The sequence below is a fragment of the Campylobacter suis genome, from assembly GCF_905120475.1.
Classification (GTDB): Bacteria; Campylobacterota; Campylobacteria; order Campylobacterales; family Campylobacteraceae; genus Campylobacter_A; species Campylobacter_A suis.
The window spans coordinates 748,607-762,141 of the sequence record NZ_CAJHOE010000001.1 but is presented as its reverse complement, the minus strand read 5'-3'; the positions used below and the strand labels follow the sequence as shown (position 1 = coordinate 762,141).

Below are 13,535 nucleotides of genomic sequence, written 5' to 3'. Positions count from 1 at the left end.
AGGATAGAAAATGAACGAGATTGTAACACTCATACTTGCTATTTTGTTGCTTATATCTTTTGTATTTATATACCGTGCAAACAAGGCACTAAAAGATAAGAAAGATAGTGGCGAGACAAGTATAGTAAGCGATATTTCTCAACTAAAAAGCATTGGCGAGTTGAGCGTTTTTCAAATTTATAGCAAAGAGATCATCACAAAAACAGATCACGCTTTTGGAAATTTTGGCAAAGAGTACTTACGCTGGCTTATAAGCGAAAAAAAGCTCTCTATGATATTTGAGTTTGAGATAAACTTTATATATGATCTGCGTTCTACAAAGATGGAGATTTTGCCACTTTCAAGCTCATCATATCTTATAAAAATGCCACCTTGTAAGTATAAATTTTCAATTGCAAATATGAAATTTTATGATGAAGAAAATGGAAGATTTATACCATTTTTGCTTCCAGACTCATTAAATGGCTTTTTTGGTGGCGGTTTTAGAGAAGAGGATAAAAATAGGCTCATCATGCAGGCGCGCGAAGAGGCTGAAAAAATGAGCATAAAGCTTATTAGTGACCTAGAGTATAAAATTCACAAATCAGCAGCCGATACACTAGAAGCTATAGCAAAGAGCTTTGGCGTTAGTAGAGTAAGTTTTGAATTTAATGACAACAAAGATGAGCTCGCAAATAACCCAGTTTTACAAAATATAGCTTAAAATTTCTGCCTAATTTTTATAAATTTGTAGGATTAGGCAAGAAATTTGTAGAATCTATCTAACACTTTACAAAAAATTTCAGTAAAATATTATAAATTTTACATAAAGGATCAAAATGACAAATTTTAGTTTCTGCAACCCCGTTCGTGTCGAGTTTGGCAAGGATAAAGAGAAAAATATCGGCAAATACATGAAAGAGTGCGACTCAAAAAAGACGCTTGTGCTTTACGGAAGCGAGCGTGTAAGAAAGAGTGGGCTTATGGATGTGGTTGAGGCTAGCTTGAAAGAAAACGGCATAGAGTATGTTTTGCTTGGTGGTGTTAAGTCAAATCCCGTACTAAGCAAGGTAAATGAAGCGATAAAGCTGGCTAAAGAATTTAGTGCAGATAGTATCTTGGCTGTGGGCGGTGGTAGCGTGCTTGATAGTGCTAAAGCTATAGCTGCTGGCGCTTGCTATGATGGCGATGTGTGGGACTTTTTTACTGGCAAAAAGCCTGTAAGTGCGCTTAAAATTTTTGACATCATAACACTTGCTGCGACTGGCTCTGAGATGAATAAAGGCGGCGTCGTTACAAACGAGGCAACAAAGCAAAAGTACTCACTTGACGCACCATGTCTTTATCCAAAAGTATCTGTGATAAATCCAGCGCTTCAAGCCACAGTCACTAGCGAGTATCTAGTTTATAGCGCAAGCGACATCATCGCGCATAGTATTGAGGCATATTTTACGGCGACTCATCATCCAGAGCTTATCAGAATGCAAATCGAAGCAAACATCAAAGCCACCATCCGCACGACTGAAATTTTACTGGCAAATCCAGATGATTACGACGCTAGAGCTGAGTTTGCGTGGGCTGCTACGATGGCGCTAAATGGCTTAACTCACCTTGGCGTTAGTGGTTTTGGCTTTCCAAACCACATGATAGAGCACGCCATAAGTGCCGTCACAGACTGCGCACATGGTGCCGGACTAAGTGTCGTAATGCCAGCGTGGATGAAGTGGTATGCACCGAAAAATCCAGCTGCGTTTGAGAGATTTGCTAGGGAAATTTTTGGCAAAAACACAGCCGAGGAGGGCATAGAGGCGTTAAAAGCGTGGTTTGATAAGATAGGCACGCCAACAAGCCTAAGTGGCGTAGGAGTAACGGACGCAAATCTAGAGGAGGTCATCAAAGTAACGCTTATGCACTCAAAAGACTGGGGCATGAGTGACATCTACACGCGCGAGAGTCTTGAGACTATCTTTAGCCTAGCAAAATGATACAAATTTTCGCCATTTCGGTGGCGAAATTCTCATTTTTTTGATAAAATTAACTCTAAAAAAGGGTTGATTTGACAAAACTACGATACTTAAATTTCACTGATATTTTGATACTTTCTTTCATAATGTTTTCGCTTGCGATTTACAACTCGACAAATTTACTTTTAGAAAATTTTACAAGCGGTGCAGATGTGCTTGTAAGCGAGGCTAGCGAGATGGATGATAGTGGGCATTTGTGGCTTATTATAGAGGAGCTATTTACCGCAATGCTAGCGCTTTTGTATCTATACTATAGGCGTTTTGACTTTAGCTCATGGCACTTTAAGATAAGTTTAAAAGACACTGCGCTTGCAGTGGCGATGTTTTGCGTGTGCTCGGTTTTGATGGATCTGTTTTTTTACATTTATGACGCATTTTTTGCATTTTGGCAGGAGCAAGATGCGCAAGAAAATGGCATGTTAGCCTTACAAATAAGCACTCTTAGCATACTTAGCTCGTTTGTAAATGCTATCTTTGAAGAGCTGTTTTTTATAGCTATTTGTCTTAGTGTAAGGCGCGAAAATTTGATGAAGGTCTTTATCTTTTCACTTATCATTCGTATTAGTTTTCATACCTATCAAGGCATTTACACGGCTGTTCTTATCGGGCTAATTTTGGGGATACTTTACTTTTTTGTCTATGAAAAGCTTAGATATAAAAATTTGTACGCATTTTTTGCTTCGCACGCTTTGGCTGATGTTTTTGGGCTAGGGCTTGTTAATTTTTTATATTTTGAGCTTGTATAAAGTTTAAAAAAGTATAATTTATTAAAAATTTGAAAGGCGTAAGATGAATTATATTGAAATTTTAAGACAAAATGGACTTTTGCGTGAGATCAATGAGCCTTGCGATATAGAGCTTGAGATAGCTCACGCAAGCTATATTGAGGTAAAAAAATCAGATAGCAAAGCACTTTTATTTACAAATGTAACTGATAAAAATGGCAAAAAGTATCCACCCGTTCTTACAAATATCTTTGGCTCAAAACGCGCTACTGAGCTTATTTTGGGCGTTCATCCTGATGCTGTGGCTAGTGAAATTTCATCACTTTTAAAGCCCAAAAAACCTAAAAATTTTGGCGAAAAGCTAGACTTTTTAAGCTATCTTTTTGGAATGAGAAAGGTCTTTACAAAGCGTTTAAAAGAGCGTGGAGAGTGCCAAGAGGTGGCTTATTTTGGTGAGGCAGCAAACCTATATGACTTGCCAGTGCTTAAAACTTGGGCACTTGATGGCGGGGCGTTTATCACGATGGGACAGGTATATACGCAAAGTTTAAATGGCGAACTTCAAAATTTAGGCATGTATCGCTTGCAAGTTTATGATAAAAACCGCCTTGGCATGCACTGGCAGATACATAAAGATGGTGCAAATTTTTTTAACGAGTATAAAAAAGCAGGGCGTAAAATGCCTGTATCTGTGGCTATCGGTGGTGACCCACTTTATATCTGGTGCGGTCAAGCTCCACTTCCAAAGGGCATTTTTGAACTGCTTCTTTATGGCTTTATACGAAAACAACCAGCTCGCCTTGTAAAATCGCTAACAAATGAAATTTATATCCCACACGATGCTGATTTTGTGATAGAGGGCTTTGTTGATACATCTAAGAGCGAGCTTGAAGGGCCGTTTGGCGATCATACTGGATTTTACACGCCCATAGAGCCATTTCCTGTGATGGAAGTAACGGCGATAACGCATAAAAAAGAGCCTATCTTTCACGCCACAGTCGTTGGTAAGCCGCCACTTGAAGATAAGTATTTTGGCTGGGCGACTGAGAGAATTTTCCTGCCACTTTTGCAAACCACTGTGCCTGAGCTAGTTGATTATAATATGCCTGAAAATGGTGTCTTTCATAACCTAATCCTAGCAAAACTTAACACACTTTATCCAGCTCATGCAAAGCAGGCTATGCACGCATTTTGGGGAGTGGGGCAGATGAGCTTTGTAAAGCATGCAATTTTTGTTGATGAAAATGCACCAGATTTGGGTAAATATGATGAAATTTCAGACTTTATCTTAAATCGCTTTGGGGTAAAAAGTATGCTAGTTAGCGAGGGTGTGTGCGATCAGCTAGATCACGCTTCGCCAAACTCTTGTTATGGTGGAAAGCTTGGAATAGATGCGACAAATGATTTTAGCATTAATGCGCCAGAGCTTTTAAGTGATGAAGCTTTGCTATCAAAATTTCAAAGCGAAGTGGGCGAAATTTTAGCTCTAAAACAATACAAAACAAACACTAAAAATCCAATTTGCATAGTAAAAATAGATAAAAAAGAGCCAGTTAAATTTGCTTTTGAAAAGCTAGTGAAGTTTAGTAGTAATTTTAGAATTCTCATCTTTGTTGGTTGTGAAAATCGCCTGGATAATGCTTATATGCTGATTTGGCGAGTTGTAAATAACATCGATGCATTGCGTGATATTTTTATAAATGAAGCAGTAGTTGGTGTCGATGCTACAAGCAAAAACGCAGCAGATGGGTATGAAAGAGAGTGGCCAAAGCAAACTGACTGCAGCCGTGAAGTAGTAGAAAATCTCATTAAAAAAGGCGTGGTTAAAGACGATCAAGAGTTGTTTGAAAAATTTGAAATTTTTGGGTGAGTTTGCCCAAAAAGTGGTGGGCTGGCAAAACAGCTAGTCTACCTTATATCCTTTAATCTAATCCACGCGAGAATTTGTATAATAAAACTTATTATAAGTATAAAAATCCCAATTCCAAAAGCAAGCATAATAATCCCAGCAACATAAAAACATGTGTGATAGAAAAATAATGGCTCGCAAGAGATAAGAGAAATTTTCTTAAAAACTTTAAAATACTTAAAAGTAGCTACTGCTAATAGGCAAACTCCAACGGCCGCTATTGTAATTCCAGTTGCATTTTGTGGGCTTATCGAAGCACAAGATACGCCGTAAATAAGTTTATCACTAAATATACCAGCCAAAAATAGTCCAAGCACTATCAAGGCAAGGGATATTGCTGTACCAAAAATAGAGATAAGATAGCTTATTCTTAGCTTATGATCTTTACTAAGTTCTGAAATTTCTGTAATAGCGTGAAGTAAAAATATATATCCAGCTACTATAAATATCAACCCAAAGTAGGGCAACGCACCAAAGACAAGAGGTAGGGCTGAGCCTACTACTCCAAGTCTTTTAATGCGTGAAATTTTATCGCTAGAGTTAGTTTTGATGCTTTGCACAAAAACTCTTTTTAGAGCTATGCTTGAAGCTTTTAGCTTGCATTACTCTTTATGCTCTTGTACCATTTGATTGTAAATTCTAAAAATTTCTTGACTTAGTGTCTCAATGTTTTTAAATCTATCAACTACAACATCGATATTCGCACCATCAAAACCATCTTGTGTTAATGCTAAGTTGGTTTCTATATTTTTCAAAAATTCCTCAACAGGTGCTTTTAGTTTTTGGTATGAGCGTGTGTCACCAAAATTTTCTTTTGCATCATTTTCTATCCAAGTGCGTAGCTTTTGCGCCATTTCTTGGCTATTTTGTAAATTTACAGTTTCATTTATGATGTCTGAATATGCCCTTGTTTTTAACACAATCTGTGAAATTTTAGCGACTATGGTTAAGTTTTTATTTTCAACATGTTGTGAAGTTTGAGCTGTATTTTTTGCATCTTTATCAAACTGCAATACAGAGTGCTTAAATTCCTCAACACTTGCGCTTGAGCTTTGAGCGATCTTTGCTATCTCATCTGAGTTTGAGCTTATCTCTCTTGCTTCTTGTTGTAGAGTTTGTATACTTATACCGATCTCGCTTGTTGCTTTTTGAGTGTTTTCGGCTAGTTTTCTCACCTCATCTGCAACAACGGCAAAACCTCTACCATGTTCGCCAGCACGAGCTGCCTCAATAGCTGCATTAAGCGCTAGTAAATTTGTTTGCTCTGCTATGTCTTTTATGAGGTCAACCACTGAGCTTATCTCGTCAGTGCGCGTAGATAGCGAGCGGATAGAGTTACTTGAGTTGCTAATAAGCTGCTCTAGTGTGCCTATGTTTGAGCTTAGTTGGCTCATGTTGCTTAGTGTTTGATTTGCTGTTTGGGCTGTCTGCCTAGCATCTTTTGCCATTTGTCCAAGTATATGTATACTTTCATCTAGGTCTGTTTGAACTTCGTTCATGCCTTCATTGCCATTTCCAAGCTTACCAAATTTTTCAGATAAAATGCCTCTTATCTTACCCTTTTGTCCCTCTTGTATACCTATAACACCCTTATTCATACCAACAGCATTTGTTTTAAACAGTCCACGAAGTCCATCTTCAAATATATTTCTGTATTTTATACCGTTTTGGGCTTGAGTTACGCAGGTTGCCATTTCACGCTGAAGAGCCTCTACTTGATCTAGCAAGTCATTGATGCCATTTGCTATCTCATAAAGGGGATCGCTTGGATCCGGATTTATAACGCGTGGTTCTAGTATGCCGTTTTTAGCAGCTGTTATGACTTTTAAAATTTCGTCTTTGCATTTTGATTTTTTACTAAACATTGTTTTGCCCTTATAGTCTTTGTAGGTTATTCATAAGTTCGTTGTAGCTAACGCCTTTTTTTGCTAAAATTTCATCTAGCATCTTTTTTGAAGCGTCTATCCCTCCACTTTTTTCAGCCAAAAGTAGTTGCTCATAAAGTGGCTTTATGACTTCAAGTGCTTTTGGATTTGGTTTTCGACGAACTGAATAGTAGCCAACTATGTTGCCATTTTCATCAAGAGAAGCAGTAACATTTGCAAAGACCCAGTAATACCCACCATCAAAACTTCTATTTTTTACATAGGCAAAAATTTCCTCTTTATTTTTTACATATTGCCAAAGTAGTTTAAAAACTATGCGTGGCATATCAGCATGACGCACTATGTTGTGTGGTTTTCCGATTAGTTCGCTGCCTTTTGCACCGACTATTTTTATAAAAGGCTTATTGCAGTATGTTATGATACCTTTTGGGTCAGTTTTTGAGACCAAAAATGAGTTGTTCTCAACCTCTTTGATAAATTCTGACATGAAAAATCCTGTTTTAAGAAATAAAGATTATATTTTAACATAAATTCTTTAAACTTTTATGATTTGCGCCATATCCCACATCGGTGTAAAGATACCAAGTGCTAAAAATGTTACAAAAAGTGTTAATACGCAAAGTAATATCGGCTCGATATAAGATGATATGTTTTGTATAATATTTTCAAATTTTTGTCTAAAATATTCACTAACTTGCCTTAACATCTCATCTAAATTTCCACTTTGCTCGCCAGCATTTATCATGGCTATTAGCATATTTTCAAAAATTTTCGTCTGCTTAAAGCTGTTTGTAAGGCTAATGCCTTGCATGATGTTTGTATTCGCTAAAAGTAGTTTTTGTTTTAAGTATTCGTTACTAAGGGTATCGGTGGCTGTTTTTAGGGCTTGAGAGATGGGGATGCCGGCTATAACAAGCTCAGCAAAAATGAGTGAAAAGCGACTCATGTTTGAGTAAAAAATGATGTTGCCAATTAGATAAATTTTAAGTACAAAGCTATCAAATTTTAGTTTAAAATATGGATTTTTATTATAGCTATGTTTGGCATATGCCCATATAAAAAGAGAGGCTATAAGTAAAAATATAGCGTAGTTTGTAAAGAATTTTTCCAACCAGATGAGAACTTATGTTGCAAATGGAAGTTCTGAGTTAAAACTATCAAACACAGCTTTAAATTTTGGCACAACAAGGGTTATGACAAATATAAATGCAGCTATAAGCGAGATTATGATGATGGCAGGATATCGTATAGCTTTTTTAAAATTTTTCTCATTTTGCTCGATACCTTCTAAAATTTCAGCGAGCCTAGCAAGACTTTCACTCATATTTCCAGTATTTTCGCCAAGTTTTATAAGTGCTAAAGTAATGTCTCCAACTTACTCTTTAAAAGCACTTAAAGCAGCCAAAAGACTTAGTCCTTGAGATAGGTCTGTAGCCACTTTACTAAAAATTTTCTTTATCCTTATGTCATCGTTTGAGTTTGCGATCTCTTTAATACTTTCATTTATAGCGATACCAGCACGATTCATAACGCTAAGTTGTCTTACGCATGCGATAAGAAGCGGTAAAGGAAGTTTTGGTTTAACAAAAAGTCTTAGAAATTTATCTTTTAAACTTACTTGATCGTTTTTAATAATACTTTCGCTTAGTTTTGTTATCATGCCTTTGTTGCTACTGTTTGAGATATTTTTGATGGTTGTTTTGTTGTCTACTTTTAGCGATATTTTTTGATGTTTGCCATCTTTTATCTTGTCTATCTGGATATTTTTCATTTTTAAGCTTTTGCTACCCTAAAAACCTCTTCAAGGCTGGTTATACCGTTTACAGCTCGTAAAAGCGCATCTTCAAACATATCTTTAAATCCATCTTTTGTAGCACATAAAAGTAGCTCATCTTTGTTGGCTTGGTTTGCTATAAGACTTTGTAGTTTTGTTGTAATATGTAAAATTTCACCTATCATCTCGCGTCCCATGTAGCCAGTTTGTGAGCAGTGGTGGCAGCCAACGGGAGTATAAAACTGATATGAGCTTGGCAAAAGATGTTCTATGCTTTTTAGTTGATGATGTGTTGGCAAAAATTTTGCTTTGCAGTGCGGGCAAAGTTTACGGATGAGACGCTGAGAAAGGACGGCAACTAAAGAACCGCTTATGAGATATGGCTCAATTCCCATGTCTGCTATTCGCGTTATAGCTGAAAATGAGTCGTTTGTATGAAGCGTAGAAAAGACAAGGTGTCCTGTAAGTGCGGCACTAACTGCAATACGAAGCGTTTCATGATCACGAATCTCGCCAACCATGATAATGTCTGGATCTTGACGAAGTATCGAGCGCAGAGCATTTGCAAAACCAAGTCCAGCCTTTTCATTTACTTGGACTTGCTGTATGAGATTTAGTTGATACTCGACAGGATCTTCAACTGTTATTATCTTTGAGCGTATGCTTTTTATCTCGTTTAAGCCAGCATAAAGTGTTGTTGTTTTGCCACTTCCAGTAGGTCCTGTAACAAGGACTATGCCGTAAGGCTGGCGCAAACTAGTTTGAAATTTAGCTAAGTTTTGCTCGCTCATGCCAAGATGTTTTATATCAACGATAATGCGTGACTTATCAAGTATGCGAAGAACTATGCTTTCGCCATTTAATATAGGCAGTGTTGAGATACGAAAGTCATACTCACGCTCTAAAATTTGTTTTGAAAATCTGCCATCTTGTGGCTTTCTTCGCTCGGCAATATCCATGTTAGAAAGTAGCTTTAAACAGCTTGCCATAGGCGCATAGATATCTTTATCAAAGATAAATGTTTCACTTAGCATGCCGTCTATGCGGCTTCTTATGATACAGTTTGTGGTGGTTGGCTCTATGTGGATGTCGCTTGCACGCTGAGCTATGGCTGTTTTTAGGATAACTTCAATGAGCTTTAAAATCCCAGAGTTTTGCTCGTTTTGACTTTTGTTTGTATTGTTTGAAATTTCACGACGGATTTCAGTGATAAGATCTTTGATATTTTCATTTAGTTCCAGTTTTGCTATATATCGGTCTATCTGGATTGGCTGAGCTAGCGCAGGCTTTAGAAGTTTATTAGTAAAAAGCTCTTGTATGCTATCTAGTGCGATGATGTCAAAAGGATTTTTAAACACCACATACACATTTAGCTCATCCTCTTTTATGGGCAATGCGCCAAATCGCCTAAAATGTCCTGCACTGCTTTTTTCTGCTATACGGTAGTCAATATCAATGTCATCAAGGTTAAAAATTTCAATACCATATTTTTTGCTGGCACTTTCTAAAAACTCTTTTACATCAAAGCCAAGCTTATTTGTAGCCTTATCTCATTTTTACGAAAAAGCTCAACTGCAAAAGATAAAAGCTCACTTTCACTTAGCAAATTTTGCTTTAAGATAGCTGTTATTAGGCTCTCATCACTAATGTCTATCTGGGATTTTATCGCATTTTTTGTATGCAAAAAATTTAGCAGAATTTTTTCAGTTTCGTTCATTAGTAGTACTCGATTTTTTCTAAAATTTTATTATTTTTATGTATTGTTAGGATTATTTTTGGTATTTTTGTGCTTTTATCGGCATAAAGCCCATAAAAAATATCTGAGTTTTTCTCTCTAAAAATATATCCATCACCTTCTTTTTTAAAATCATTTTTTACAAATCTATCAAATATCATAGATAAGATATAATCACTCTTTGAAAGCCTTATATAGCTTATATCTATGTTGTCAATGAGTGCGTGATAAAGCAGTTTTTTCTTAAGCAAAATATCAGCAAAATAGGCCGCATTTTCTCTAGATTGTGGGCTTTGTCTAAGCTTTGTTATGGGTAAAAAGAGGCTATTTATCTTATGTATTTTAACGCAAGCCGTAGCATAAAGACTAAACAACGCTTCATCATTTGCTTTTAAGCATAAATTCTCTACGCTTTTACTACAAACTTGCTCAAATTTTTGCTCATCAAATAACATTTTAACATCGCTTACGCTAAGTGCAAATAGCACATTAAACAGTGCAAAAAATAGCACTAAAACTCTCATATCTCACCCTTTTTTATCTCTCTTATTAATAAATTTACGCTTTTTTTGTTTTTGTTTGTATTGTAGCTTTCAAGTGCTCTTAGCGCCCCTTCTTTATCGCCTAGTTTAAATTTTGCCTTTGCAAAGATAAGCCAGCTATCCTCTTTTTGCTCATCTATCTCATTTGCCATAATGGCAAGCTCTAAAGCTTTAGTAAATTCACTGTTTTTATAAGCCCCGTTTGCAAGTTCTATAAGCTCGTTAAAACCTAAAATGCTCTCATTGTTCACTGTTTGTTTAGCTGGTTTTAGTGTTATTTTTGATTTTTGTTTTTGTGATTTATATTCTAAGGCTTTTGTCTCTTGTTGGGTTAAATTTTCTATATTTTTAAGCTCAATAGCATTTAAATTTAAATATCCTTGTTCGCTTTGCTTGGCTAAAACTTTTTTATCTTTTTCCTGCTCTATTTGTGCGTTTTTTATAGTTTGTGGGAGCTTAAAATTTAGCTCTGAAATTTTAGCTTTTAGTAAAGCTACTTCACTTTGATTTTGTGTATTTAAGTTTTGAGCAGAGTTTTGCTCTGTTTTTATGCTCTTTTGCTTTGTAAAAAAGTTAAAACTAGCCACACTAAGAGCTATAAAAAGAGCCAAAACGCTTAAGTATTTGTATAAATTTTGGCTCTTTTGTATGGGCTTTCGCTTTGTTTTTAGGGCGTTAAATTTTGCTTCAAGTTCATTTAGTTCGTTAATGCTAAGCACTTATAGCTCCTGTTGCGATAGCTGCCATGAAAAGCACTTTTTCGTTAATATTTGGCTCGGTTAGCTTTGATGGCATTTGCGCTTCATAGCTTTCAAAAATTTCAAAAAATTTATACATTAGCTTGTTTAACGATCGTAAATTTGCATTAGAAAATTTAAATATAAGCTTAAAGTCGCTTTCACTAAAAAAGAATTTTTCACTCTTAATTTTTTCAAGCACATAAAGTCTAATTTCGTTAATATCAATCTCTTTAAGCTCTACTCTTTCCCAAATTCTAGATCTAAAATGATCCTTGGCTAAAAGCTCTTCATTGTTTGTCTTATGAATGATAAAGAGAAATTTAAACATTCTGGTATCGCTCATAAGACGAATTTTTTCGACTAACTCATCTGGGTAAAGTTGTGTCTCGTCCAAGATGATTGTCTTTTGATTTTTTAGAATTTCACTATTTTGTGTAAAATTTTGCGTATAATAATACATAAAACTCTCAAAATTTTCTACATTTTCTAGCTTTTTACCATAAATTTTCTCACAAAGAGCAAAGATAAATTCTCGCTCATTAAAAAACGGATACGCAAAAAATATCAAATTTTTATCTTGCTCTGAAATTTTATTTAACAAAAAAGTTTTACCGCTACCAGGTTTGCCATAAAAAAGCACTATTTTAAGGGGTTTTGCAAGTACCTTAAGTAGTTTTTGTTCGCACTCAATAGAGCTTTTAAGTCGGATAAACTCGCCACTATCGCTATTAATAAAAAGTTCTTTTATCTTTGCATAGATACTGCTCATTACATAGCTCCAGAAAAACCAAGCTCTTTTAGTGTTTTTGTATTTGGCGAAAGTGGGTTGCTAGCATCTACGATCTTTGGCGTGATGATGAAAATAAGCTCGGTTGTTGAGGTGATCTCTTTGTTTGATTTAAATGCATTGCCAATAAGTGGTATGGCTGATAAGAAAGGCACTTGCGTGTTGTCTTTGCCTTTTGTCTGTCCGATAAGTCCGCCCAGGATAATTGTATCACCATTATTGACATGTACGACGGTTGAGAGCTTTTTTTGGTTTGTGTCCGGTGCTATTTCTCGCACTAGAGTACTTCTAGCGTCATCTTCGCGGTATTTAAAGCTGCTTAGGCTAGGATTTATATGAAGCATTATTTTATTATCATCTGAAATTTCAGGTAGTAAATTTAACAAGATACCGATAAATACGGAGTATTGTTTATATGTGGTTGTTGTGCGGGAGTTTATTGTGCCTGATTCGTTTTCCTCTTGAACTCGGTAGTTTATGTTATCTCCGACTGATATGAGTGCTTGCTGGTTATTTAGAGTGGTTACTTTTGGACTTGATATAACCTTTGCTTTACCGTTAGTTTCTAAAAAATTTAGAACGCCATCAAGACTAAAATTTAAATTCGCTGCTATACTTAGCGTGCGCGAGAAGCCATCACTAAAGCTATTTGTTTTATTCTCCCAGACTATACCAGATGTCCTAGAAGAGTCATTTCCTATGTAGCTATTAAAGCCAAGTTCAAATTTGCTCCAGTCAACACCTCTTTTGTACTCATTTTTTAGCTCAACTGATATAATGGATACATCTATTAGCACTTGGCGTTTTAGGCGTTTTTGCATATTTTCAATGTAACTTGAGGCTCGTGCAAGTTGAGATGGTGTGGCTGTTATAGTTATAAGACCTGCGTTTTGATTTATGACAGGGTCTGGTGTAATTATGCTTTCTGCGCCATTATTTAAAATGGCTTTTAGCTCCTCATTTAGCTTCTCCCAAAAGTCAAAGCGCTCGGTTGATGTGATGATATTGTCCTGAGTTGAGTCTTGTTTATTGTTTGCTTGATTTTCGCCTATTTCAATCGGAGCTGAATCCACTGAAGCCTTTGTCGTAGCCACTCCGGTTCTTACAGATGTTATGTAGTCAAGCTTGAAGGTTTGCGTTTTTAGAGCGGAAATTTTTAGGATATTTTTAGAAAACTCATAGTTTAAATTTCGCTCCGCGATAAGAACATTAAAAACATCGTTTAGCGAAAGGTTGTTTATATTTATTGAAGTTGCGTTTTGTTCAAGTATCTTTTGTGCACCCATATCTTTTGCAACAACACTAAATCCGCATATATCAGCTATTTCATTTATGGCTTCACTAAGTGTCGTTCCGTCATTTGTTAGCTTCATGCTTAAGTTTTTGTTTATGCAGCTTGTTGCATTTAAATTTGTTAGAAAAATCATTAAAAAT

The 13,535-nt window shown here is 36.0% G+C and carries 12 protein-coding genes and 2 pseudogenes; 4 read left to right on the top strand and 10 right to left on the bottom strand.

Annotated elements, in window-relative coordinates; translation table 11 throughout:
* The first annotated feature begins 10 nt into the window (after window positions 1-10).
* The 4 genes from LQV35_RS03950 (at window position 11) to LQV35_RS03935 (ending at window position 4,598) form a co-directional block, all read left to right on the top strand.
* Window positions 11-703, top strand: a complete 693-nt coding sequence (locus LQV35_RS03950) for a DUF4230 domain-containing protein (RefSeq protein WP_230056559.1) — start codon at window positions 11-13, stop codon at window positions 701-703.
* A 115-nt stretch (window positions 704-818) separates the two neighbouring features.
* Entirely contained in the window at window positions 819-1,964 is a 1,146-nt protein-coding gene (locus LQV35_RS03945; protein WP_230056558.1) for an iron-containing alcohol dehydrogenase, read from the top strand.
* A gap of 71 nt (window positions 1,965-2,035) precedes the next feature.
* Window positions 2,036-2,749 carry a CPBP family intramembrane glutamic endopeptidase gene (locus LQV35_RS03940; RefSeq protein WP_230056557.1) on the top strand — a complete coding sequence of 238 codons (714 nt, stop codon included), beginning with the start codon at window positions 2,036-2,038 and terminating at the stop codon, window positions 2,747-2,749.
* A 43-nt stretch (window positions 2,750-2,792) separates the two neighbouring features.
* Complete coding sequence (locus tag LQV35_RS03935; RefSeq protein WP_230056556.1) at window positions 2,793-4,598, top strand: menaquinone biosynthesis decarboxylase; 1,806 nt, start codon at window positions 2,793-2,795, stop codon at window positions 4,596-4,598.
* Window positions 4,599-4,636: 38 nt separating this feature from the next.
* On the opposite strand, the gene LQV35_RS03930 is transcribed toward LQV35_RS03935, so the two are convergent.
* The 10 genes and pseudogenes from LQV35_RS03930 to mshL all read right to left on the bottom strand — a co-directional run bounded on the left by LQV35_RS03930 (window position 4,637) and on the right by mshL (window position 13,528).
* Window positions 4,637-5,197, bottom strand: a complete 561-nt coding sequence (locus LQV35_RS03930; protein ID WP_230056555.1) for a hypothetical protein — start codon at window positions 5,195-5,197, stop codon at window positions 4,637-4,639.
* 42 nt (window positions 5,198-5,239) lie between these two features.
* The gene (locus LQV35_RS09165) at window positions 5,240-6,031 is read right to left on the bottom strand and encodes a methyl-accepting chemotaxis protein (protein WP_268250089.1); all 792 of its coding nucleotides are present in this window, start codon (window positions 6,029-6,031) and stop codon (window positions 5,240-5,242) included.
* A gap of 481 nt (window positions 6,032-6,512) precedes the next feature.
* The gene (locus tag LQV35_RS03920; protein ID WP_230056554.1) at window positions 6,513-7,010 is read right to left on the bottom strand and encodes a PAS domain-containing protein; all 498 of its coding nucleotides are present in this window, start codon (window positions 7,008-7,010) and stop codon (window positions 6,513-6,515) included.
* 48 nt (window positions 7,011-7,058) lie between these two features.
* Entirely contained in the window at window positions 7,059-7,634 is a 576-nt protein-coding gene (locus LQV35_RS03915) for a type II secretion system F family protein (RefSeq protein ID WP_230056553.1), read from the bottom strand.
* A gap of 12 nt (window positions 7,635-7,646) precedes the next feature.
* Window positions 7,647-8,183: pseudogene (locus LQV35_RS03910) on the bottom strand (type II secretion system F family protein).
* Window positions 8,184-8,296: 113 nt separating this feature from the next.
* A pseudogene (locus LQV35_RS03905) lies at window positions 8,297-10,014 on the bottom strand (GspE/PulE family protein).
* The gene (locus tag LQV35_RS03900) at window positions 10,014-10,556 is read right to left on the bottom strand and encodes a hypothetical protein (protein ID WP_230056552.1); all 543 of its coding nucleotides are present in this window, start codon (window positions 10,554-10,556) and stop codon (window positions 10,014-10,016) included. The pseudogene LQV35_RS03905 and the gene LQV35_RS03900 overlap by 1 nt, the downstream one beginning before the upstream one ends.
* Window positions 10,553-11,293: a hypothetical protein gene (locus LQV35_RS03895; RefSeq protein WP_230056551.1), complete on the bottom strand. Its 741-nt coding sequence runs from the start codon at window positions 11,291-11,293 to the stop codon at window positions 10,553-10,555. Before LQV35_RS03895 ends, LQV35_RS03900 begins: the two co-directional genes overlap by 4 nt.
* Window positions 11,286-12,083 carry an ATP-binding protein gene (locus LQV35_RS03890; protein WP_230056550.1) on the bottom strand — a complete coding sequence of 266 codons (798 nt, stop codon included), beginning with the start codon at window positions 12,081-12,083 and terminating at the stop codon, window positions 11,286-11,288. Before LQV35_RS03890 ends, LQV35_RS03895 begins: the two co-directional genes overlap by 8 nt.
* On the bottom strand, window positions 12,083-13,528 hold the full coding sequence (mshL, locus tag LQV35_RS03885; RefSeq protein ID WP_230056744.1) for a pilus (MSHA type) biogenesis protein MshL: 1,446 nt from the start codon (window positions 13,526-13,528) through the stop codon (window positions 12,083-12,085). The genes LQV35_RS03890 and mshL overlap by 1 nt, the downstream gene beginning before the upstream one ends.
* Between the last annotated feature and the right edge of the window lie 7 nt (window positions 13,529-13,535).